Source organism: Herbaspirillum sp. meg3 (genome assembly GCF_002257565.1).
In the GTDB taxonomy this organism is placed as follows: Bacteria; Pseudomonadota; Gammaproteobacteria; order Burkholderiales; family Burkholderiaceae_D; genus Herbaspirillum.
Map to the genome: position 1 here is coordinate 280,401 of NZ_CP022736.1, position 23,197 is coordinate 303,597.

The following is a 23,197-nucleotide window of genomic DNA, read 5'->3' on the forward strand; positions in this document are numbered from 1 at the left end:
GACAGAGGGACTTCAACACATCAGAAGGTGTGGCGGACGCCAGTCATCACACCGAACTGATTCATGCCGGTGCCGACGGTGCCGCCGACATCCAGAGGGATTGCCGCTGTGCCGGCGTTCTTCATATAGCCAAGCGACGTATATAGCGCAGTACGCTTGGACAGGTTGTAGGTCAGGCGTGCTACCGACAGCGTGGATTTGTTGGCCGAGCCCTTGATGTTCAACTTGGCAACCTGCGCGTCCAGCACCAGCGCCGTGCTGATCGGATAAGAGAATCCCAGATAGTACAAATCTGAATTGGTGTTGACCGCTGCTGCCGCACGCGTCTTGCGATCCATCACGCCCATGCCGATCTTGGTGCTGCCCAGCATGGCATAGCCATTCAGGGTCACGCGCTGATCGGTGTTGTCGCTGCTGGTGAGGCCGTTTGATGCGCCGGTGTTGCCATACATGATGTCGTACGAGCTCGACACGCCGAAGCTCTGGCTGTCATAGGCAAGCATCGCAGTGACCTGGCGGCAGGCTTTCGCATTGCCGGCAACTTCGCCCGCGCAGCTGGTGGCGCTGGCGCCGCCGGCAGTGGAGGTATCGCGGCCGAAGCTATAGGTCGCGCCGACCGTCACGCCCGAGAAGGTGCCGAGATAGCCGATGGCATTGTCGCTGCGTGCATTCGGAATGTACGAATCGATGCTGCTGATCGAAAAGATATTCGGGCCCATGACGTCCGACTTGGCGGTGACCAGGTAGGTCATGTTGACCTGGCGGCCCAGCATGATGGTGCCGTAGTTATTTTTCAAGCCGATGAAGGATTGACGGCCGAACAGGCGATTGCCTTGTCCCATGCCGCCGGTGTCGACGGCAAAGCCGGACTCCAGTACAAACATCGCTTGCAGGCCACCGCCCAGATCTTCCGTGCCCTTGAAACCCAGACGCGATGGAAACGATGCCGTGAGCGAAGGCATTTTCAATGCGGAATTGCCGGCGGCATTGGCGTTGGTTGTGTAGACAACTCCCGTGTCGATGATGCCGTAAATCGTCACCTGGCTTTGCGCCATCGCCTGATGCGAGCACGCCGCGCCAAGCAGAGCCAGGGTGCTGCAGACTAACTTGTTCATGATCTTCCCCATTCAAATGAAATTGCAGAATCAATATGTCGGCGCAGCTGTCGATATCGCAGGCGGTAGTTCATTTCCCTGCCTGCGATGACCACGCCGTCGCTATGCATCGGTCGGCCTTCGTCTCCTTGTGCCGATGCAGTGTTATGCAAGGATTCTTGTTTTTCTTGCGCGACCTGGCTGCGCAGTGTTGTCTCTTGTCGAAGCGATCTTAGATAAAGGGAGAGATGAAAAATATCCGGCGCTTGCACGTTAGGCGCGTGCCACTATCCGTTTTTTACGCGCGTTCTGCCGCCGGTGCATCGCGGTGCAGAATTGGATTTTTCTGGTGCAAAAAGAAGAAGGTTATAGCGCGGTGGCGTGCTCAATCAGCTCGTTGTCAGCAGCGCGACCGGTACAGCCGATGCAATGGATGCCTTGGGTTTAACGGATGTCTGCTCACCCTGACGCAAGCGCGTGTTGGAGACCTTGAATGCCGACACCGAATAGTTGAGCCGACCGGCTTGTTCTTCCAGAGACTGTGCAGCCGCAGCGACTTGCTCCACCATGGCTGCATTTTGCTGTGTACTCTGATCCATCTGTGCAATGGCGGCGCTGATCTTTTCAATCCCGTGCCGCTGCTCGACCGATCCTGCGCTGATGGCATTGACGATGTCGGAGACGGCGCTGATCGATTGCTGCACCTTCTCGACCGTGCTCCTGACTTCATGTGCCTGATGCAGACCGTCCTGCACCATGCTGACGGAGGCATCGATCAGTACTTTGATCTCCTTCGCTGCGGCAGAAGACCGGTGTGCCAGACTACGTACCTCACTGGCGACCACCGCAAATCCGCGTCCTTGTGCACCGGCGCGTGCCGCCTCGACGGCAGCATTGAGCGCCAGAATGTTGGTCTGGAATGCGATGCCATCAATCAGCGCCGTGATCTCGGAAATCTGTTTGGAGCTTTCATCAAGCCTGCCGATGGTTTCGCTCATGGTTTGCATCGACTTGCTGCCGGATAGCGCCAGCGTATTCGCGCCATCCGCGAGCGTGTTGGCGCGCAAGGCGTTGTCGGTGTTGCTGCGGATGGCCTCGGTGAGTTGCCGCATGCTGTGCGCGGTTTGTTCCAGCGAGGCGGCTTGTTGTTCGGTACGGATCGACAGATCCATATTGCCTGCTGCGATCTCGCGTGTTGCCGTGGCGACCGAAGCCGTGGCATTGACGACGCCGACCACGACGTCTTCCACCCGTTGGAGAAAACCGTCAAAGGCGCGCGCCGACGTGCCGAATTCGTCTTTGCGCGGACTGGCCGACCGTTTGGAAAAATCGAGGAAAGACGCCATCTCGCCAAACTTGCCGGTCTGACGATGCAAGCCGCCGCAGACGACGGTGATCAGATGGCGTGCTGCGATCAATGCGATGATCGCGCCGGCAATCATGCATGCACCGGCGATCCAATGCATCAGCGCTGCAAGCTCCCTGCCATGGCCGGCTTTCGCGTCGGCCGCCAAAGTATGCGTGACGACAATGGCGGATGCGCCGAGGCAGAGCAGGATCAGCGTCAACAGCGCAAACGCCAGGGTCACCTTGAACTGGATGGAGCGAAAATAATTATGCATCGCGGTGTTTCCGTTGTTGTCTGATCGGTTGTCTTCCATGGGCGAGGTGAGATCTCGCGTCTTCATGGACGATGCGTGGGGAGTATCCTCGCGCTGATCATAGAGAGTGCCGGATGAAAGAAATATCCGGCGTTTGCAGATGCGCGCCTGCGCTTTATCCGAATCTTGCGACGCCGGAGGCAGGCAGATAAATAGGAACCGATAGCGGTGTGAATGCGCGAAAAAAATGGCATCTTCCGATGCCGTTTTCAAGAATGAGAGAGAAGACGTATCAGCGTGCGCAGCCGCGCGTTTGCTTGGGCAGCTCGCCGAAACGTTCACGGTAATACGCCGAAAAACGGCCCAGATGGCCGAAGCCGAACTCGAAGGCGGTGTCGGTGATATTCGCGCCGGGATGCGTGAGCAGGCGTTCTCGTGCGGCGTCGAGCCGGATGTTGCGCAGCAGATCCATTGGTGCGACGCCATGATGTTGATGGCACAAGGCGTTGAGAGCGCGTACGCTGACGCCGGCGGCGTTGGCCAGATCGGCCAGCGCCAGTGGTGCGCACAGGCGCGTACGGATGTACTTCTCCAGCATGTCCAGGCGTTGCAGCTTGCCGGCGCCAACCAGCCCTTCCGCCGATTCGTCGGCAGCGATACCGGCGGCAGTCGGGCCGGCGGTAAAGGTGCTTGTGAGTTGTGACAGCAGGAACTGCGCCGCACCACGTTCGAAATGATTGATCCATGCGCCGTGGCCGTCGTTTTGTCCCGGCAGCGCCAGCACGCGCACCAGCGACTGGATCAGCAGATCCCAATGCGGGATGGCTTGTTCAGGCAGCAAGAACAGCGATGGCATGTTCGCCGGACCGGCTTGTCCCTGCGCGCTGAGCTCTTCAAACAAGGCCAGCGGTACTTTCAGGATCAGTTGTTCCGAACCGGCCTGCCACCACAGACGCAAATTCCGTTTTGGTGCAATCAGCGCGGTCTTGCCTTGCGGGATGCACACTTTTTGTCCGTCGGATTCAATTTCGGCAGTGCCGCTCAGGGTCATGTGGACCAGCGCGAAACCATTGAACAGGCGCGGCCGCACGATCACCTCGGCACCGTACTTCAACATGAAGATCTGCAACTGCTGGATCGCCGCCTTGAAGAGCACCGTATCGACATCATCACCCTTCCAGAACAAATCATGTTCCGACAATTCATTGGCGACCTGCGCGTGGCAATCCACCTTCCTTGTCGACTGAAAGACACGATGCCGATAGAGCGGCGCCAGGCTGAGCGATTGGCTTATGTTCTGCATGTTAACCTCTTAACGATGTCCCGCCGAGTGGGATGGGAGGACGATAGAGACCGGGTGTTGCCGAACCGCCGGCGGGAAATTTTCCACACCTGATTCGGGAAAAACAACGAATGGACTGAAGGCGGATACCAGTGCACACCCCCAATTGACTGCGTAAAAATCAAGCGACAGTCAATCCACAATCAGCCAACTGTCAGCAATTTTCGTGCCCGAATTTTTCGGTGCTCGTGCGCGGATAGGGCGCATACGCGGGATTGTTGCCGGGATGCAGGCCTGTGCGTGGAACGGAAAGATGTTTCTTCATGCTTGTCTCCTGAATGATTTTTTTGAAGGCATTCTGCAAAACACCGTCAGCGTCGTTGCGCTGTCCTTGCACGGTTGGAATGGCCTTGTCCTGCTTTGCATTGCCCTGCATTATCTTGTGCCGCATTGTGCGGTCTTCTCGATCATAGCTGTCTTGAGGGTCTTATTGTTATCAACGCAGCGTTTTAGATTTTATGCGCGGGCTGGTAAAACGTACAATATCAAATCGGCATCACTGTATGCTCCGGAGGTATATTGGAACTTCGCCATCTCAAGTATTTCAACGCAGTCGCCAGCACGCTCAGTTTCAGCCGGGCTGCCGAGCTGCTGCACATTGCCCAGCCGCCGCTGAGCCGGCAGATACGCCAACTGGAAGAGCTCGTCGGCGCGGAACTGATCGACCGTGCGTCGCGTCCGATTGCGTTGACCATGGCCGGAAAATTCTTCTACGAGCAGACCGTGCAGGTATTGTCCCGGCTCGATCAGATCGAGGAAGGCACGCGGCGCATCGCCAAAGGGCAACAGCATTGGTTCAATATCGGCTTTGTTCCCTCCGCGCTATACGGGCTGTTGCCGGAGCTGATCAAGCGCTTCCGCGCCGACTTGCCGGAAATCGAGATCGGCTTCTCTGAAATCATGACCATGGAGCAGGTCGAAGCGCTGAAGTCCGGCCGGATTGACGTCGGCTTCGGCCGCCTGCCGATCAGCGATCCCGACATCGTGTGCGAAACCATCATCGAAGAGCCGCTGATGGCGGTCTTCCCGCTGGGCCATCATCTGCTCAAAAAGACCAAGGTCGGACTGGCTCAACTGGCCGAAGAAAAATTCATTCTCTATCCCGCCAGACCACGTCCCAGCTACGCCGATCAGGTGCTGGAGATCTTCGCCAGCCGCGGCCTGAAACCGACCATCGTCAAGGAAGCCAACGAGATGCAGACCGCCATCGGCCTGGTTGCCGCCGGCGTCGGCGTAGCGCTGGTGCCACGCTCGGTGCAGGGTTTGCATCGTGCCGATGTCGTCTATCGGCCATTGGCGAACAAGGGCGTTTTCTCGCCCGTCATCATGAATTTCCGCGCCAGCGATCGTTCCACCCTGCTGGAAAAATTGCGCGCTACTGCGGCGCATATTGTTCAACAAAACATGCCGCATGACGGCGAATAATGATTGGCGTTTAGTCGGCGTTGAAATAGTCAGGCCAGGAACTTCATCAGACCGGCAGTGAAAGCATCGCTCGCTTCTACGTTGGATAAATGCGAGGCAGCCAGTTCCAGATAGTCGGCATCGGCGATTCTTTCTTGCAAAAACCGCGCATCGGAAACCGTCGTCACCGGATCATGGCGGCCGGCCACGATCAGCGTCGGTGCTTCGATGCGAACGACCTCTTCACGCAGGTCGGCATCGGCCAGGGCCATGCAGCAAGCAGCATAGCCACGCGGTGAACAATGCCGCAAATCGCCCACCATGGCATCCACGAGTATCGGCGCACGGGCGATGAACTCCGGTGTGAACCAGCGTCCGGCGGCGCCGTCAGCAACGCCGTCCATGCCATGCCCGGTAATCTGCGCCGCTCTGCTGCACCAGCCGTCCTCGCTGCCTATCTTCGCAGCGGAATTGGCGACGACCAGACGTTGCACGCGATCAGCGGCATAGATGCCCAGCCACAAGCCGATGATGCCACCCATGGAAATGCCGCAGAAATTCACCTTGTCCAGTTTGAGCTGATCCAGCAGATCGACGACATCCTGACCCAGTTGCGCCAGCGTCAACGAGTCGGCAGCAGTGACACCTGGGCTTTCACCGTGGCCGCGCGTGTCATAGCGCAGGATCCGGTAGTGCGAGCGCAAAGTGCGGGCCTGGCTTTCCCATAGTGACATGGTCGTACCGAGCGAATTGGAAAACATCAGGACCGGCGCTTCCGGAGGGCCTTCCAGCGTATAGGACATGGATGCTGATTGCGTCGTCGTCATGACTTTTTCTGCGTGTTATATCGTGAAAAAAATCAGGCCATGCATTGGCATGGCCCGACGTTAGATGATTTTATGCTCTACAGATCGTGTTTGTGATCGCTCAGGCAGCAGCGCGATCGCGCTGAATCTCCGCCTTTGGCAAATCGGCTTGTTCGGCATGCAGCATGAAGTCGAAGTCGATGGAATAAAACGGTGCATCAACTTCATGTTTGCGGATTGCCGCAGCATCGGTGATGTGCGTCATCTCCGGCACCAGCCCTTCGCGCGTGGCGAACGCAAAGTCATCCCACAGGTATGGATCGCCGGCGATGTTGATCTGCGTGGTCAGCTTGCGATACCCCGGTGCAGAAACGAAGAAGTGGATATGCGCAGGACGGGTGCCGTGGCGTCCCAGTTTGGTCAGCAACTGATCGGTGGCGCCCCCCGGAGGAACGCTGTAACCGACGGGTACGCGGCTGCGGAAACGATAACGGCCTTCCGCGTCGGTGCGGATGCTGCTGCGCAGATTGAACGGCGTCTGACTTGGATCGAAGAAGGAATAGCTGCCCAGATGATTGGCATGCCAGACTTCCACCAGCGCATGGGCGAGCGGTTTGCCGTCTTTGTCGCGCACCTGGCCTTGCATGAACAGCGTCTCGCCCGGTTGTTCATCCTGATCGAGGCGGGCAAAGCCCTTTTGCTCCGGTGCACCGGCGACATACAGCGGGCCTTCGATGGTACGCGGAGTACCGCCATCGATACCCTGGCGTGCTTCCGCTTCATCCATGCGCAGATCGAGGAAATGTTCAAAACCCAGGCCAGCGGCGATCAGGCCGTATTCGCCGGATTGTCCGGCAGCGGTCAGATAATGAACGGCAGACCAAAATTCTTCAGGTTGGACATCAAGCTCTTCAATCGTGTGGAAAAGATCGCGCACAATGCGGTTAACAATCTCTTTGACACGCGGGTCTCCTTGTCCGGTTTCAGTGCTTTCGATTTTCTGCAGTACGGCGTCTATCGTCTTCTTGTCCATGTTCGTCTCTCTCGTCTCTGATTGGCTGTTGGCTTGGTACGGCTTAGTTGTGAGGGGGTATCGATATCAACGTTCGTCTTCATGAATCGAGGATGGATGACGACATAGCGCCTCGACCTCGATTTTCATGTAGGGAAACAGCGGCAGGGTCAGCAGCAGGTCGTGCAGTTCCGTCGAACTGGCGACATCAAAGATGCTGACGTTGGCGTAACGTCCGACCACGCGCCACAAATGACGCCATTTTCCGGAGCGCTGCAGACTCTGCGCCAGTTCGCGTTCGCGGCTCTTGAGCGCGTCTGCGGTTTCCTTGGGCATGGTGTGCGGCAGTTGTACATCCATCGTGACTTTAAACAGCATGTTGTCTCCTGCTTGGTGTAATAGGTGAGGGGGTCAGGCCAGCGATACCAGCGTGGTTTTGCGGTCGCGGCGCAGGAAATTCACCCGGTCTTCGTCCAACGAGATGCCGAGGCCGGGTGCGTCCGGCAGCTCCAGCGAAAAGTCGCGGTAGCGCAGCGGTACGGTAAGAATCTCCTCCGTCAGCAACAGCGGGCCGAACAACTCGGTGCCCCACGCCAGATGCGAAAACGTCGAAAACAATTGTGCCGAAGCCATCGTGCCGATTGCGCCCTCTAGCATCGTGCCGCCATACAAATCCACACTGGCTGCCGCAGCAATGGCGGCGACCTGCTGTGCGCCGGTCAGTCCGCCCGATTGCGTGATCTTGACCGCAAACACATCGGCCGCGCCGCACTGCGCGACTTTGTAAGCATCGCCAGGTCCATGCAAGGTCTCGTCGGCCATCAGCGGAATACGATTCTTGTCGCGCAGGCGGCGCAGGCCGTCGAGATTGCCGGCGGCAATCGGTTGTTCCACCAGATCGACGCCCGCTTGTTCCAGCAGCTGCATGCCGAGCATGGCATCCGCTTCGCTCCAGGCCTGGTTGACATCAACGCGCACGCTGCCGCGATCGCCGATGGCGCGCTTGATGGACGCGACATGGGCGGCGTCATCGCGTACGGCGCGGGCGCCGATTTTCAGTTTGAAAATGTTATGCCGACGCAGCGACAGCATTTTTTCCGCTTCTTCAATATCGCGTCCGGTGTCGCCACTGGCCAAAGTCCAGGCAACCGGTAAGCTCGACCGTACGCGGCCGCCGAACAGACTGCTGAGCGGTACACCCAGACGTTTCGCCAGTGCATCGCAGAGCGCCGTTTCGATGGCGCATTTGGCGAAGCGGTTGCCCTGCACGTTGTCGTTCAGGATTTGCATGCGCGCGGCGACCTGATTGGCATCCTTACCTGTCAGCAAAGGTGTCATGTAAGTGTCGATGTTGACCTTGATGCTTTCCGGACTTTCTTCTCCATAGGCCAGCCCGCCGATGGTCGTAGCCTCGCCCAAGCCCGTCACGCCATCGTTGCCGGTGATGCGCACCAGCACCAGTGTCTGGCGATGCATGGTGGTCATCGACAGGCGATGCGGCCGGATGGTCGGAACATCGAGCAAGATGACGTCGACGGTTTCGATGGAAGTCGGTGAGAGGCTCAAGATAAAAATCCGGTTTCAGGTTGTTTGCCGAATCATAGGAACAAATCAGTGGTCATGTCCAAGACCAATTTCGATACCTTGCATACCTACTGGGTATAACAGGCGATCATCAGCGTGAAGCTTCCTGACGGTGCGGTGCAACAAAAAAGTGGGGTGAAATAGCATAGCCGGGACGGCCTGCAAGGAATGTTCCCCAGGCAGGTAAGGGCATGCATGGGCAGCAGTGCAAGAAACGGATAGCGCAGAGGGCCAAGCTTGCAAACGGCGGATATTGTGCCGGAATTGCTTTCCCTATGATGGGGCATCTGCTGAGTCAGGTATGGCTCGGTGTTTACCCAGGATGAGGACACGCTTCATGAACAATACAACCCGGCTTGAGCAGGAAGGCTATGCGCCATTGCTGCAGTTCCCGCGCACGGATGGCTCGCGCACTCCTTATAAGGTGTTCAGCTCGCAGGAAGTCTACGACCTCGAGCAGGAACGCATCTATCGCGGCGAGACATGGAGTTTTCTTGCGCTGGAAGCCGAGATCCCCAACAACGGCGATTACAAAAGCACCTTCGTCGGCGATACACCGGTTGTCGTCACGCGCACCGAAGACGGCGAGCTGGCCGCATGGGTCAACAAGTGCGCGCACCGCGGCGCCATCGTCTGTCGCACGCCGCGCGGCAACGCGACTTCACATAGCTGCGCCTATCATCAATGGAGCTTTGATACCCGCGGCAACTTGCTGGGCGTGCCGTTCCGGCGCGGTCAAAAAGGCGCAGCCGGCATGGCCAAGGACTTCGATCCAAAATGCCACGGCCTGCGCCAGTTGCGGGTGGAAAGCTACCGCGGCCTGATCTTCGCCAGCTTCAGCGCGACGGTAGAGCCGCTGGCCGACTACATCGGGGCGGAAATGCGCCCATGGCTGGATCGCATCTTCCACAAACCTATCGTTTATCTCGGTTGCACACGCCAGTATTCGAAGTCGAACTGGAAGCTGTATCTGGAAAACGTCAAGGATCCCTACCACGCCAGCCTGCTGCATCTGTTCCACACCACGTTCAATATTTTCCGCGTGGGCATGAAGGCGCGTTCGATCGCCGACAAGCATCATGGCCTGCACAGCATCATTACGGCGACCAAGAATGAGACTGAGACATCGGACGCCTACAAGCAGCAAGCGATTCGGTCCTTCGACGAGGGTTTTCAGCTGGAAGACCCATCCGTACTCGGTCAGATCAAAGAGTACGAAGAAATGACCACCAACCACATTCAGCCGATCTTCCCGCAGCTGGTGGTGCAGCAGATTCATAACACGCTGGTCGCGCGTCAATTGCTGCCGAAAGGCCCGGGCAATTTCGAGCTGATCTTCCACTTCTTCGGTTATGCAGACGACACGCCTGAGTTGCGCGCGCTGCGCATCAAGCAGGCCAATCTGGTCGGGCCGGCGGGTTACATCTCCATGGAAGACACCGAAGCGACGGAACTGGTGCAGCGCGGCACCGCCCGCGATCCCAACGATTGCTCGGTGATGGACATGGCAAAAGACAGTCCCGATCAGGAAGACACGCTGATCACCGAAAGCCTGATCCGCAAGTTCTGGCTCGGCTATCAGAAGCTGATGGGTTTCCAGAGTATCGAGAAAGCGTAAGCGAGGAAAACAAGATGGAAAAAATGACATTGTGGTTTGAACTCCACCAATTGCAGGAAAGCTATATCCACGCACTCGATAACGATCGCCTGGAAGAGTGGCCGGAGTTTTTTACCGACGATTGCCTGTACGAAATCATCCCGCGCGAGAACGCTGATGCGGGCCTGCCGATCGGCATCATTTATTGCGACAGCAAGAAGATGTTGCGCGACCGCGTGCTGTCGCTGCGCCACGCCAACATCTACGAAGAGCATACCTATCGTCATATGACATCGGGTCTGATCTTCAAGTCAGTCGACGACAGCACCGTCGAATCCGAATCGAGCTATGTCGTGATCCAGACCTTGCAGAACGGCGAGTCCTTCGTGTATCAGGCCGGCCGTTACATTGATCGCGTGGTCAAGACCGCCGCCGGTTGGCGCTACGCCAGCCGCCGCGTGATCTATGACACGTTGCGGGTACCGACCTTGCTGGCCACGCCGATCTGAGGAAGGTGATAAGTGTCATGAGTGATTGGTTCGATGTCGGCAATGCCGATGATTTTGGCGACGGCGAGGTTGCACCCGTGGTGGCCGGTGGTCAGCCGGTCGCCGTGTTTCGTCTTGGCGAAGAATTGTTTGCACTGAAAGACCTTTGCACCCACGGTAACGCCAAGCTGTCCGACGGCTATGTGGAGGACGGCTGCGTCGAGTGTCCTCTGCATCAGGGATTGTTTGACATCCGCAGCGGTGCGCCGCGATGCGCGCCGGTGACCGAAGCGGTGCGCAGCTTTCCAGTACGTGTTGTGGCAGGGCGTGTGGAAGTCGGCATGGGCACTGCTGCACAGGAAGAGGCTGTTCCTGCAGTGCAAAAAATGCAGGCGACAATTCATGGGATTACACGCGCTGCACCGGATGTGGCGGTGCTGCAGTTGCGTTGCGATGGTGCGGAGCTGACCTATCAGGCAGGGCAATACATCGACGTATTGCTTGGCGATGGCCAGCGTCGCAGCTATTCGATGGCGACGCACGCTGCCGGCGGTCAGGATGTGCTGGAGCTGCACGTGCGGCATTTGCCGGGCGGGTTGTTTACCGACCGCGTCTTCGGCGGCTTGCAGGAGGGAGAAATTCTGGAGCTCGAAGGGCCGGGCGGTAATTTCTATTTGCGTGATGGCGCGAGCCCTGTCATTCTACTGGCCAGTGGCACGGGATTTGCTCCGATCAAAGCCTTGGTCGAAGAGGCAATCGTCAAGAACAACAACCGGCCGATGCGTCTGTATTGGGGAGGGCGCAGACAGGCCGATCTGTACATGGATGCGCTGTGCCGCGATTGGGCGGCACGCCTGCCGTGGTTCGATTATGTGCCGGTGCTGTCGGAGGCGGACAGCGTATCCGGTTGGACGGGGCGCACAGGTTTCGTCCATCAGGCAGTCATGCAAGACATCCCCGATATGCAGCAATACCAGGTATACGCCTGCGGTGCACCGGTCGTGGTCGAATCTGCGCGACGCGATTTCACCGGCAGTTGCGGGTTGCCTGAAACAGATTTTTTTGCAGATGCATTTTTGTCGAAAGCCGACAGCCGCAGTTGATGCCGGGATAGATCTCTGAGCTGGATTGCCGGCCTGCTTCGCGCAAACGCATTTGCAAGACCGCTTTTTTGTTTCATCACGTATCTTGTATCTTTCATCCACCATGGGGAGTTTTGGCATGAATCGAATAACAACAATTGCAGGTGCAGCTTTGCTGGCGCTGACAACCGGCGCCAGTTTTAGCGCGCAGGCAGCGGACGTCGTGAAGATCGGCTTTCTGACCACGCTGAGCGGTCCGGCCAGCGCCCCCGGCGTTGACGAGCGCGACGGCTTCACGCTGGCGTTGAAAACCTTGGGCGGCAAGCTCGGCGGTGTGCGTGCCGAAGTCATTACCGTCGACGATCAATTCAGCCCCGACGCCGCCAAGCAAGGTGCGGATCGCCTGCTCAAGCGCGAGAAGGTCGACATCCTCACCGGTTTTGTCTATTCGAACATTTTGCTGGCCGTGGCACCGGCGGCATTTGCCAGCAAGACCGTGGTGATCAGTGCCAATGCCGGCCCTGCACAATTTGCAGGCGCAGGCTGTTCGCCGTATTTCTTCAGCGCCAGCTATCAGAATGACGCCACTCACGAAGCTGCCGGCAAGCTGATGGCCGACAAGGGTTACAAACGCGTTGCCGTCATCGCACCGAATTATCCTGCGGGTAAAGATGCCTCAGCCGGTTTCAAGCGTTTTCTGAAAAAAGAACCGGCAATCGAGTTGTTCCCTAAACTCGGCCAGTTGGATTTCGCGACGGAAATCGCTCAACTGCGCGCTGCCAATATCGACGCCGTGTATTTCTTCCTGCCGGGCGGCATGGGTGTCAACTTCGTCAAGCAATATGCAGCTGCGGGCATGGATCCGAAGATCGTGCGCGTGATGCCTGCCTATGATGCGGATCAACAGATGCTTTCCAACGGTGATCTGCTTGCCGGTGTCGCCAATACCGGCCAATGGTCGGCAGATTTGCCGAACGAACAGAATCGCGCATTCGTCGCAGCCTTCGTCAAGGAATACGGCCATCAGCCGTCGATGTATTCCTCGCAGGCCTATGACGCAGCCATGCTGATCGACAGCGCCGTCAAGGCAGTCGGCGGCAAGGTGGAAAACCGCGACGCATTGATCGCCGCCATCAAAGCCGCCAACTTCAAGTCGGTGCGCGGCGGTTTCAAGTTCGCCGCCAACCACTATCCGATCCAGAATCAGTATGCCCGCGTGATCACCAAAGCCGCTGACGGCAAATACGTCAACAACATGACGCAGACACTGATGACCGATCACGTCGACGCCTATGTCGGCGAATGCAAGATGCAATAAGGGACGATCTTGGCCAATCTGATTTTTGAGCAGGTGCTCAACAGCCTGCAGTTCGGCGTCATGCTGTTCCTGATCGCTTCGGGATTGACGCTGATCTTCGGCGTGATGAACTTCGTCAACCTGGCGCACGGCAGCTTCTTCATGATCGGCGCCTATCTGGCGGCATACATTGCAGGGGCTACCGGTTCGTTCTGGCTGGGCTTGCTGGGGGCACTGCCGGCGACCGCCGCGATCGGCTTCCTGTTGGAGTGGCTGGTGTTCCGGCGGCTCTACAAGAAGGATCACATGGTGCACGTGCTGGCGACGTTCGCGCTCATCCTGATCTTCAACGACGGCGTGCGCATGATCTGGGGGCCGCAGCCGCTGCCGCTGAACATGCCGGCCGCGTTTGCCGGTCCGGTGATGCTGTTCGGCCTGCCCTATTCCAGCTTCCGCTTGCTGGTGATGGCGGTGGGCATCCTGGTCGCCATCGGCTTGTATCTCCTGATCAATCGTACCCGGCTCGGCATGTGGGTACGGGCCGGTTCCAATAATCTGGAAATGGTCACCGCGATGGGGATCAACATTCGTCTGCTGTTTCGCCTGGTGTTCAGCTTCGGTCTGGTGCTGGCGGCATTGGCCGGCATCATGCTCGGCCCTCTGGTGGCGGTGCAGGCCGGCATGGGCGACGACGTGCTGATTCTGGCGTTTGTGGTGGTGGTCATCGGTGGTATCGGTTCGGTGCCGGGCGCTGCGGTCGGTGCGCTGATCGTTGGTGTGGTCGATACCCTCGGACGCGGTTTGCTGCCGCAGCTGTTCGCACTCTTTCTCAGCGCCGATGCGGCCGCATCGGTCGGTCCGGCGCTGGGTTCGATGATGATTTATCTGGTAATGATCGCGGTGCTGTTCTGGCGTCCCAGCGGTTTGTTCCCTGCTCGTTCCTGAGGATGTCCATGCAACGTTTGCTTTTGCTGTTTTTTATCGTGCTGGCGGTACTGCTGCCGATGCTGGCGCAGGCCACCGGGATGGAGTACTACATCGGTGTGCTGACGCGAATCCTGATTTTCGCGATCGTGGCTTCCAGTCTCAACTTCATTCTCGGCTACGGTGGCATGGTCAGTTTCGGCCATGCCGTGTTCTTCGGTCTCGGCGCTTATGTGACGGCAATTGCCAGTTTCCACGGCGTGACCAGCGCCTGGATCATCTGGCTGGTCGCCGCCCTGGTGTCGGCTTTGGCGGGTTTGATGATCGGTGCCATCGCACTGCGTACGCGCGCTGTGTACTTCATCATGATCACGATGGCGCTGGCGCAGCTGTTCTATTACTTCTTTGTCGGCTTCCGCTATTACGGCGGCGATGACGGTATTCAGATCAACGGCCGTCCGGTGATCGGATTCGGTCTCGATATCAGCGGCGACAATGGTTTCTACTGGCTGGTGTTGACCTGGCTGCTGGTGGTGCATGTGCTGCTGGCGCGCCTGCTGAAATCGCGCTTCGGCCTTGCACTTAACGCCATGCGTGAAAATGAACGGCGCGCGCAGGCTATCGGCTACCCGACCTTGCGCTACAAGCTGGCGGCATTCGTCATTGCCGCCGTGATCGCCGGTATTGCCGGCAGCCTGATCGGCATGAGCAATCTGTTCGCCAGCCCCAAGCTGCTGCATTGGTCGCAGTCCGGCATTCTGCTGGTGATGGTGGCGCTGGGTGGCGTCGGCTACTTTTACGGCGGTATTCTCGGCGCAGCGGTGTTCCTGTTGCTGGAAGAGATCCTGTCGACGCATTTCGAATACTGGCAAATCTATGTGGGCCTGATTTTGCTGCTGGTGGTGATGGTGGCGCCGCGTGGTGTCAGCTCCTTGATGACCATCGGAAAGTCCTTGAAGCAGGGAGAGCAACATGGCGCATGAGACGTTGTCAAATTCATCAGCCTTGTTGGTGACAGGCCTGAAGAAAAGCTATGGCGGCCTCGCTGCCACGCGTGATGTGACGCTGGACATCGCAGCCGGGCACGTCCATGCCATCATCGGCCCCAACGGGGCCGGCAAGACGACTTTGTTATCGCTGTTGTCCGGTGCGCTGGCAGCGGATGCCGGTGAAATCTTCCTGTTCGGCGAAGCCATGCATGAGCGTGCAGAACAGTCGCGTGTGAGCGCCGGGCTGGCGCGTTCGTTTCAGATCACCAGCGTCTTCGACGAACTGACGGTGCTGGAAAACCTGCAAGTCGCGGTACAGCGCCGTCAACATGTCAGCTATGGTTTCTTCCACAGCAGCGCACAGGACAAAGAAGCAAAAGACACCGCCCTGTCGGTGGCGCGTCGCGTCGGTCTGGAGAAGTTCGCCCATCAATTGTCGTCGCAGTTGTCGCATGGCTCACGCCGCCGTCTGGATGTCGGTCTGGCCATCGCCTGCAAGCCGCGCGTCCTGCTGATGGACGAGCCGATGGCCGGTATGGGGCATGAAGAATCCGGCGAGATGATTGCGTTGATCCAGTCCTTGAAGCAAGAACTCACCGTCGTACTGGTCGAGCATGACATGGACGCCGTGTTTGCATTGGCCGACCGCATCACCGTGCTGGTGCAGGGGGCTGTATTGGCAACCGGCAGCGTGGACGAGATTCGCAATAACGCTGAAGTCAAGCTGGCCTATCTCGGCGAGGAGGAAGAGGATGGGAACAGGGACGGGGAAGAAATGCAAGAGGAAACACAATGAGCACACTGTTGGAAGTATCCGGACTGACGGGTGGTTATGGTTCCAGCCAGGTGCTGTTCGGCATCGACATGCGCGTCAACGAAGGCGAAGTTGTCACGCTGCTCGGCCGCAACGGCATGGGCAAGACCACGACGCTGCGTACCATCCTCGGATTGAACCGTCCGACCGGCGGCGAGGTGTCGTTCCGCGGCCAGCCGATTCATGCGCAGAGCGCCGACAACATCGCGCGGCGCGGCATTGCCATCGTTCCGGAAGGGCGGCAGATTTTCAAGAACCTCAGTGTCGAAGAAAACCTGTCCGCATTTGCAGCGCGCCGCAACGGCCGCGACAATCCCTGGACGCTGGAAAAGATCTATCAGCAATTCCCGCGTCTGAAAGAGCGCCGCACTAACGGCGGTGCGCAGCTTTCCGGCGGCGAACAGCAGATGCTCGCCATCGGCCGGGCGCTGATGACCAATCCGCATTTGCTGATTTTGGATGAGGCTACCGAAGGTCTCGCGCCGCTGGTGCGGGAAGAAATCTGGTCGTGCCTGAAGGCCTTGCGCGACTACGGCCTGACGATCATCGTCATCGACAAATACATCAAGCGCCTGATCGGTTTTGCCGACCAGCACACCATCCTTGAAAAAGGTAAAGTCGTCTGGCAGGGCGATTCCAGACAGTTGTCGGCGCAGCCGGATTTGTGGGACCGGTATCTGAGCGTGTAAATCATCGTACTGAACCCGGTACGGCAGCATAGAAAACAGTACAGGAAAACAGCATGAATCAAGGAACATCGACAGACAAGGCGCTGCGCGTCATTTGCGCCGAACAGGATTGCGAAGCCGGTTACAACCTTAAAGCCACGTTCCCGGATTTTCCTCAGGTTTTGCAGGGCTGGCAAGAAGCTACGGCCGCCATCCGCCAACCGATGCTCAGCGAAGCTGATATCGCCTATGGAGACGGGGCGTTGCAAGGTTTCGATTTCTATCGCGCTGCCGGGGCCAAACTGCCCTTGCTGATCTTCATTCATGGCGGCTACTGGCAAGGCGGCGACAAGAGCGATATCGGTTTCATCGCTGCGCCCTACGTACGCGCCGGCATCAGCGTCGCCGTCATGAATTATTCGCTGGCGCCGCAGGCAAGCATCGAGCAGATGGCCGAAGAAGTGCATGCCTTGCTGGCGCGCATTCGCGGTATGGCAGATCAACTCGATATTGACCTCGCACGGCTGTCGCTGATGGGGCACTCCGCCGGTGGTCATCTCGCGGCCTATATCGCAGCGGACATTGCTGCCGCCGGCAAGGATGCGCCGGTGCAAGCGGTGTTCGCCATCAGCGGCCTGTTTGATCTGGTGCCGCTGATTCCCACCTCGCTGAACAAGGCGCTTGGCCTGAACGTGCAGCGCGCAGAGCAGCTCAGTCCGGTACTGATGGCGGGGCCGTCAACAACGCGCGTGCATACCATCATCGGCGAGCAAGAGACGGAACAGTTTCATATTCAGGCCGCCGTCATCGCCAATTGCTGGCCGCAGGTCGTGGCGCATCACGTCGTGCCGGCGACACATCATTACACGGTGTTGTGGCCGTTGGCGGACGAGAACAGTCCGGTGTGCAAGGCGGTCATCAGCGAAATTCTCCGCTAAAGCAGAGCCTGCTTACCGGCACTGCTTTTCAACACCATTTTTGGTGTCCTTTCTTATTCATTGACTCGCTTTGGAGCTGGCATGGATCGCCGTCGTTTTTCGCTTGCCGTCGCAGCATTGTTGGGTGTCCCATCTGTCGCATTTTCTGCCGGCAATCCTTTTCTCGGCTACACCCAGGATGAATTGGATAAAGCCTATGATCAGCGCAACTGGGCCCCGAATTCCGCTGAGGTGATCGGACGCTATGCCACCGACAGCGCGGCAGTGCGCAAGCAATATCCTCCGCGTACGGAGCGTTACGGCAGCAGCGATGCTGAGACCCTGGACATCTTTGCACCGGCAGGCGCGAAGGGTCTGCCGGTCATGGTGTTTGTCCACGGCGGTGCATGGCGTGCGCTCGGCAAGGACGATTCCTCCGCACCTGCGCCGACCTTCGTCGACAACGGGTGTCTCTATGTCGCGCTCAATTTTGCCAATATTCCGGCGGTGCGTTTGCCCGACATGGCGACGCAATGCCGCAATGCCATGCTATGGATACATGCCAACATCGCCCGGTTCGGCGGTGATCCTCAGCGCATCTTTGTCTCCGGCCATTCTTCCGGCGGCCATTTGAGCGCTGTGTTGCTGACCACGGATTGGAGCACGCTCGGCGCACCTGCGGATCTTATCAAGGCGGGAGTCGTGATGAGCGGCATGTATGAGTTGTATCCGGTGTTGCTGTCTGCGCGCAGCAGCTATGTCAAGGTATCGGCCGGCGAAGTGGCGGCGCTGAGTCCACTGCGTCATCTGGACAAGATCGCGTGTCCGGTGATGGTCGTGAATGGCGACAAAGAGAGTCCTGAATTCCAGCGACAGGCCGGAGAGTTTGCGACTGTTCTTGCGGGGATGGGAAAGTTGCGTGGACGTTTTGTCCTTCCCGGCAAGAATCACTTTGAAGTTCCGGAAGCGCTGAACGATGCGAATAACAGCCTTTCTAAGGCAGTCCTGGACATGATGAAAGTTTGATCCCTGTCTTGAATGGATTGGTGCGCCTGCATCAGCAGTTCAAACCATCCGCTGTGCAGGTGACGTTGCGTTCCAGTTACAAGTCAATGCGCCGTCTTGGCCGAACGAGACGCGCGTCTTCGTATTCGCCACTGGTGCCTAAGCCATCATGGTGCCGTACTGCACATCACCTGGCGCACCAGGACGACATGCCGAGCTACAGCGATGGAGGCGGCCGGCCATAATGACTGTGCTTTTCCCCGATTTCTGTGCGTTTTGCCGACGCTCGTTATACTTGTCGTCTTTACTGGGAAGGACATCATGACTTCGCGCAATCGCTTCAATTTCACCTACTCATTGCAATTCTCCATCGCTGCGTCCGCCCTTGCTTTTGCTGCGGGGAGTTTTTCCACCGGCGCATCGGCGCAGGCGACGATCAAGATCGGCGAGATCAACAGTTATAAGGCGCAGCCGGCTTTCCTTGAGCCGTATCGCCAGGGCTGGGAAATGGCGCTGGAAGAAATCAACGGCAGCGGCGGCGTGCTCGGTAAAAAACTGGAAGTGATTTCGCGCGACGACAACGGCAATCCGGGTGACTCGGTGCGCGTGGCGGAAGAATTGGTCAAGCGCGAGCAGGTGTCATTGCTGTTTGGCGGGTTTCTCTCCAACACAGGTCTGGCGCTGACTGATTACGCCAAGCAGCGCAAAATTTTCTTTCTTGCGGCCGAGCCGCTGACCGACAAGATCGTCTGGCACAACGGCAATAAATACACTTACCGCCTGCGTCCTTCGACTTACATGCTGGTGGCGTCGCTGGTCAAGGATGCGGCCAAGCTGAAGAAGAAGCGCTGGGCCATCGTCTATCCGAATTATGAGTATGGTCAGTCCGCCGTCGCCAGCTTCAAGACGCTGATGAAAGCGGCGCAGCCGGACGTTGAATTTGTCGCCGAACAAGCCACGCCGCTGGGCAAGATTGATGCGGGCGCAGTGACGCAGGCGCTGGCCGACGCCAAGCCGGATGCGATCTTCAACGTCCTGTTTGCCACCGATCTCGGCAAGTTCGTGCGTGACGGCAATACGCGTGGTCTGTTCGAAGGACGTGAGGTGGTATCGATGCTGTCGGGCGAGCCGGAATATCTGGATCCGCTGCGCGCCGAAGCACCGGCCAACTGGCTCGTCACCGGCTATCCCTGGTACGCCATCAACACGCCGGAACACAAGAAATTCGTGGATGCTTATCGCAAGAAATACAACGACTATCCGCGTAACGGATCGCTGGTCGGCTATAGCGCACTGATGTCGATTGCCGCGGGTTTGAAGAAAGCAGGCAGCGCCGATTCCGACAAGCTGGCGGCGGCGTTTTCCGGTCTGAAGGTCGAGACGCCGGTGGCGACGATCACCTACCGCGCGCAGGATCACCAGTCCACGTTGGGCGCCTTCGTCGGTCGCACCGGCGTCAAGGACGGCAAGGGTATCATGAGCAGTTTCGTTTATGTGGACGGCGCCAGTTTGCAGCCGTCGGATGCGGAAGTGAAGAAGCTGCGTGCGGCAGATTGAGGCAGGCGAATAGTGGTGTATGACGCGCGGGGGCGGCGCAGAGATGCAGATGCGTCAGGCTTGTATAACGTTGTTCGCGTCCTTCGCGTCGTTCGCCGGCGAGGCATTTTCTCCTGACGAGATCCGGTTGCGCCCATTGTTCTTGGCAATGTAAAGGGCGCGATCGGCGCGTGCGCTGAAACGGTCAGGGGTTTCTTCACGTATCGCTGCTGCGATGCCGATACTAATGCTGTAACGGCAGCTGCCGAAATCCCCGTTCACCACCTGCTGCTCGGCTTGCAGCCGCAGCGCTTCTGCACGATGTGCAGCGTCCACCAGCGACGTTGCCGGCAACAGTAATCCAAATTCTTCTCCACCCAGGCGTCCGAGCGCATCGCCGGCGCGCATGAAGCCGTGCGCCATCGTCACGAACGCACGCAGCACCTCATCCCCTCCGGCATGGCCGCAACTGTCGTTGATGCGCTTGAAATGATCGAGGTCAATCAGCAGCAAACTCAGCGGCCGGGTGGGGTGCGCCGTCGCCAGCGCGTTGCGTACAACGGTTTCGAAACGCTTGCGGGATAAAGCGCCGGTGAGATGGTCGTGATGCAGCGCATGTTCAACCTTGGACAGCATCTCGTCGTGCACCATCATTACGGCGACCATGGTCATGGTGGGCATGATCACTGCCCCGACGGTCAGCAGGCCGATGTTCCAGATATTGTTCTGCATGGCCGCCGATTGATCCGGCGGCATCATCAGAAAATACAAGCCCCGCGTTAGCTGTGTGGCCGCAAAGACTAACGACAGTACGGCGGCGAACCAAAAATTGTAAGGACTGCGATCAACCGGTCGATGACGCACCAGGATCATGCTGATGGCGGCGCAGGCAATACTGTTGAATGCGGTGCTGGCTGCCACGCGCATGGCCAGATTCTCGTCGACGTAACGCCAGATCACCATGGCGACGCCCACCAGGGCAACGCCGATACCCATGCGCAGCCACGGTATCGGGCGGCCGAGAAAGCGCGCACAGCCTGCGTAGTAAAAGGCGCCGGCTGTCGACAACACGATGTTGGCGATGACGATGGAAATGAAATCGGGGATCGATCCGCGCAACGCCAGCAGCGGCAGTGAAATCACCATCGCCAGATTGGCGAAAAACCAGTCGCGTACTCCTGCTACCGGCGACCGCAACAGCGATCCCAGCACCAGCAGCATTGCCAGGCTGAATAGCGCGGTGGTGGTCAGGATGGAGACGACGGTAAGCATGGTCAGTGGTGAAACAGTGATGAAAGTGGCTGGAAAAAGGGAGGGGGAAAGATAGCGGCCGAAATACAGCCGGGTATTGTAATGCCCAACAACGGTGGGAGGAGCATGAATCCAGCCTCAACACGGCTTCAATACTTTCTTTGCATAACCATGCCGCGGGCGCCGTTCAAAATGGTTTTCGCCGGGGAATAGGTATTCCCACGACAGGATAAGTCCGATGGTTACTTTGGTAATCGTTGATTTCGGTTGAGGATCGATAAAGGTATTCAACGAGCATGAGCGCGCGCGTATACCTGATTTCTTAACGTTCGATTGTTTCTGTTTCCGGAATAACGTTTTTACCGTGCCGCCATTTATTCTCTTATTGGCAAAGATTAAAGTACGTCCATCGATGAGCAGCACCAAACTCCCTTCATCGATAGGCGGGCCGAAGGGTGTTCATGACCACCGGTCCGCCGCTTCGTAGTTAATCATCGTCAATCACCGAAAGAAAAAAATGGCTATCAATCAATTGGCGGCCGCTCTCCTTTTGACCGTTCTCAGCGGTTCCGTACTAGCAGACGCGCCCAATCCACAGTCCACAACTCCCAAAACCCGCGCCGAAGTCGTGGCCGAACTGATCCAGGCCCGCGCCAACGGCGAGCTCAACATCAGCGACGCCGACTATCCGTCCGCACCGAAATTCGTTTCCACCAAAAGCCGTGCGCAGGTCATCGCCGAGCTGGAGCAAGCCCGTGCCAGCGGTGAGCTGAACGTCAACGATGCCGACTATCCGTACGCACCGCCGTTCGTCTCCACCAAGACCCGCGCCCAGGTCCTGGCCGAGCTGGTCGAGTACAACAAGCACCCCGACCCGCAAGGTCTGTATCACGGTTATTGAGCAGAGCAGCAAGCAAGAGAAAAGCAGACCGACAAGCAGCACAGCAAAAATCCGATGACTTCGTCCATGCGCACAGCGCCCGACGATGCCGAAGAGGAAAAGCCGTCACGACGCCGCGCACCGCACACCACATAAGCCGGTACCGTCGTGAGGCAGGCGGAGACAAGAATTCTTCCGAACACACAATAAAATCGAGGTAAGCATGTATTCCCTGAGCGCAAACTATCTGGCCGGCCATGTGGACGAAGTGTTGGAGCTGGCAGACTCCGACGAGATCCTGGTGACGCTCGACTCCAGCGATAACCTGATGATCCTGAAGGAGTCCACCTGGCGTGCGATGCAAGACATCGTCCACCTGTTCGCTACCTCCGTGAATGCCGAACGGCTGCAGCAGAGCCTGCAACAGGTACGCGCCGACTACTTGGTCGAGGCTGCCGTTGAATGAGACTGCCATGAAGCTGCTGCTCACGCCGGGCGCTGCCGAAGACCTCGCCTATTGGGATGCCAACGACAGCGCGTTTGCCGGCAAGATCCGTCAGGTGCTGCACAAGCTCAAGCACGGCGAAGCCTTGCCGAGCCATCAGGTGACCAGCCTGCCGCTGAGTCTGAAAGGACTCAGCGCGGTGCGCGTGTCGCCGGAGCATCGCGTGGTGTTCGAGCGCCTGAACGGCGACATCATCGTGCATCAGTGCCGCTTCCACTATTGAGCGCGGCCCGTTTTTCCTCTGACTCCCCACACATCCGACTCAGGTATCTGCATCACGCAATGCCCCTGCCTTTTGGCCGGGGTATTGCTGTTTTGTCGCGTCGGGATAGTTGTGTAAAAGATACAATCGGGTCGCTGTTTTAGTAAATTTAAAAATAAATCTTTGTTTTAAATTCCAT

General features: G+C 58.0%; 23 protein-coding genes. 15 read left to right on the forward strand and 8 right to left on the reverse strand.

Annotated elements, in window-relative coordinates; all coding sequences use genetic code 11:
* Positions 1-20: 20 nt before the first annotated feature.
* The 3 genes from hmeg3_RS01260 to hmeg3_RS01270 all read right to left on the reverse strand — a co-directional run bounded on the left by hmeg3_RS01260 (position 21) and on the right by hmeg3_RS01270 (position 3,998).
* The gene (locus hmeg3_RS01260; RefSeq protein ID WP_094566072.1) at positions 21-1,115 is read right to left on the reverse strand and encodes a porin; all 1,095 of its coding nucleotides are present in this window, start codon (positions 1,113-1,115) and stop codon (positions 21-23) included.
* A gap of 368 nt (positions 1,116-1,483) precedes the next feature.
* Positions 1,484-2,716 carry a methyl-accepting chemotaxis protein gene (locus hmeg3_RS01265; RefSeq protein WP_094566073.1) on the reverse strand — a complete coding sequence of 411 codons (1,233 nt, stop codon included), beginning with the start codon at positions 2,714-2,716 and terminating at the stop codon, positions 1,484-1,486.
* A gap of 271 nt (positions 2,717-2,987) precedes the next feature.
* Entirely contained in the window at positions 2,988-3,998 is a 1,011-nt protein-coding gene (locus hmeg3_RS01270) for an AraC family transcriptional regulator (protein ID WP_094562118.1), read from the reverse strand.
* Between the two features lie 558 nt (positions 3,999-4,556).
* Here hmeg3_RS01270 and hmeg3_RS01280 point away from each other — a divergent pair.
* Positions 4,557-5,462 (forward strand): LysR family transcriptional regulator, encoded by a 906-nt coding sequence (locus hmeg3_RS01280; protein WP_094562120.1) that lies wholly within the window; start codon positions 4,557-4,559, stop codon positions 5,460-5,462.
* A gap of 29 nt (positions 5,463-5,491) precedes the next feature.
* Here hmeg3_RS01280 and pcaD read toward each other — a convergent pair whose 3' ends face one another.
* The 4 genes from pcaD to hmeg3_RS01300 form a co-directional block, all read right to left on the reverse strand.
* Complete coding sequence (gene pcaD, locus hmeg3_RS01285; protein ID WP_094562121.1) at positions 5,492-6,268, reverse strand: 3-oxoadipate enol-lactonase; 777 nt, start codon at positions 6,266-6,268, stop codon at positions 5,492-5,494.
* A 100-nt stretch (positions 6,269-6,368) separates the two neighbouring features.
* Entirely contained in the window at positions 6,369-7,280 is a 912-nt protein-coding gene (catA, locus tag hmeg3_RS01290; protein WP_094562122.1) for a catechol 1,2-dioxygenase, read from the reverse strand.
* A gap of 66 nt (positions 7,281-7,346) precedes the next feature.
* The gene (gene catC / locus hmeg3_RS01295) at positions 7,347-7,637 is read right to left on the reverse strand and encodes a muconolactone Delta-isomerase (protein WP_094562123.1); all 291 of its coding nucleotides are present in this window, start codon (positions 7,635-7,637) and stop codon (positions 7,347-7,349) included.
* Between the two features lie 33 nt (positions 7,638-7,670).
* Positions 7,671-8,825 (reverse strand): muconate/chloromuconate family cycloisomerase, encoded by a 1,155-nt coding sequence (locus hmeg3_RS01300; protein WP_094562124.1) that lies wholly within the window; start codon positions 8,823-8,825, stop codon positions 7,671-7,673.
* 355 nt (positions 8,826-9,180) lie between these two features.
* Between hmeg3_RS01300 and andAc the strand changes: the two genes are divergently transcribed.
* From andAc to hmeg3_RS01355, 11 genes are all read left to right on the forward strand, one after another.
* Positions 9,181-10,461 (forward strand): anthranilate 1,2-dioxygenase large subunit AndAc, encoded by a 1,281-nt coding sequence (andAc, locus tag hmeg3_RS01305; protein WP_094562125.1) that lies wholly within the window; start codon positions 9,181-9,183, stop codon positions 10,459-10,461.
* Positions 10,462-10,475: 14 nt separating this feature from the next.
* On the forward strand, positions 10,476-10,949 hold the full coding sequence (andAd, locus tag hmeg3_RS01310) for an anthranilate 1,2-dioxygenase small subunit AndAd (RefSeq protein ID WP_094562126.1): 474 nt from the start codon (positions 10,476-10,478) through the stop codon (positions 10,947-10,949).
* Positions 10,950-10,966: 17 nt separating this feature from the next.
* Positions 10,967-12,031, forward strand: coding sequence for an anthranilate 1,2-dioxygenase ferredoxin subunit AndAb (gene andAb / locus hmeg3_RS01315; protein WP_094562127.1), 1,065 nt, complete (start codon positions 10,967-10,969; stop codon positions 12,029-12,031).
* Positions 12,032-12,149: 118 nt separating this feature from the next.
* Positions 12,150-13,328: an ABC transporter substrate-binding protein gene (locus tag hmeg3_RS01320; RefSeq protein WP_094562128.1), complete on the forward strand. Its 1,179-nt coding sequence runs from the start codon at positions 12,150-12,152 to the stop codon at positions 13,326-13,328.
* 9 nt (positions 13,329-13,337) lie between these two features.
* A complete protein-coding gene (locus tag hmeg3_RS01325; RefSeq protein WP_094562129.1) occupies positions 13,338-14,252 on the forward strand; it encodes a branched-chain amino acid ABC transporter permease in 915 nt (304 codons plus the stop codon).
* An 8-nt stretch (positions 14,253-14,260) separates the two neighbouring features.
* Entirely contained in the window at positions 14,261-15,214 is a 954-nt protein-coding gene (locus hmeg3_RS01330) for a branched-chain amino acid ABC transporter permease (protein WP_094566074.1), read from the forward strand.
* Positions 15,204-16,016, forward strand: a complete 813-nt coding sequence (locus hmeg3_RS01335) for an ABC transporter ATP-binding protein (RefSeq protein ID WP_094562130.1) — start codon at positions 15,204-15,206, stop codon at positions 16,014-16,016. Before hmeg3_RS01330 ends, hmeg3_RS01335 begins: the two co-directional genes overlap by 11 nt.
* Positions 16,013-16,723, forward strand: coding sequence for an ABC transporter ATP-binding protein (locus hmeg3_RS01340; RefSeq protein ID WP_094562131.1), 711 nt, complete (start codon positions 16,013-16,015; stop codon positions 16,721-16,723). The genes hmeg3_RS01335 and hmeg3_RS01340 overlap by 4 nt, the downstream gene beginning before the upstream one ends.
* 53 nt (positions 16,724-16,776) lie before the next feature.
* Positions 16,777-17,640, forward strand: coding sequence for an alpha/beta hydrolase (locus hmeg3_RS01345; protein ID WP_094562132.1), 864 nt, complete (start codon positions 16,777-16,779; stop codon positions 17,638-17,640).
* An 81-nt stretch (positions 17,641-17,721) separates the two neighbouring features.
* Positions 17,722-18,645: an alpha/beta hydrolase gene (locus hmeg3_RS01350; protein ID WP_094562133.1), complete on the forward strand. Its 924-nt coding sequence runs from the start codon at positions 17,722-17,724 to the stop codon at positions 18,643-18,645.
* Positions 18,646-18,945: 300 nt separating this feature from the next.
* Positions 18,946-20,181 carry an ABC transporter substrate-binding protein gene (locus tag hmeg3_RS01355; protein WP_094562134.1) on the forward strand — a complete coding sequence of 412 codons (1,236 nt, stop codon included), beginning with the start codon at positions 18,946-18,948 and terminating at the stop codon, positions 20,179-20,181.
* A gap of 54 nt (positions 20,182-20,235) precedes the next feature.
* Here the strand turns inward: hmeg3_RS01355 and hmeg3_RS01360 are convergent, their stop codons facing one another.
* The gene (locus hmeg3_RS01360) at positions 20,236-21,432 is read right to left on the reverse strand and encodes a diguanylate cyclase (protein WP_094562135.1); all 1,197 of its coding nucleotides are present in this window, start codon (positions 21,430-21,432) and stop codon (positions 20,236-20,238) included.
* A gap of 496 nt (positions 21,433-21,928) precedes the next feature.
* On the opposite strand from hmeg3_RS01360, the gene hmeg3_RS01365 reads away from it, so the two are divergent.
* From hmeg3_RS01365 to hmeg3_RS01375, 3 genes are all read left to right on the forward strand, one after another.
* Positions 21,929-22,312, forward strand: a complete 384-nt coding sequence (locus hmeg3_RS01365) for a DUF4148 domain-containing protein (RefSeq protein WP_094562136.1) — start codon at positions 21,929-21,931, stop codon at positions 22,310-22,312.
* A 202-nt stretch (positions 22,313-22,514) separates the two neighbouring features.
* Entirely contained in the window at positions 22,515-22,757 is a 243-nt protein-coding gene (locus hmeg3_RS01370; protein ID WP_094562137.1) for a hypothetical protein, read from the forward strand.
* 7 nt (positions 22,758-22,764) lie between these two features.
* Entirely contained in the window at positions 22,765-23,019 is a 255-nt protein-coding gene (locus hmeg3_RS01375; protein ID WP_157739186.1) for a type II toxin-antitoxin system YoeB family toxin, read from the forward strand.
* Positions 23,020-23,197: the final 178 nt, after the last annotated feature.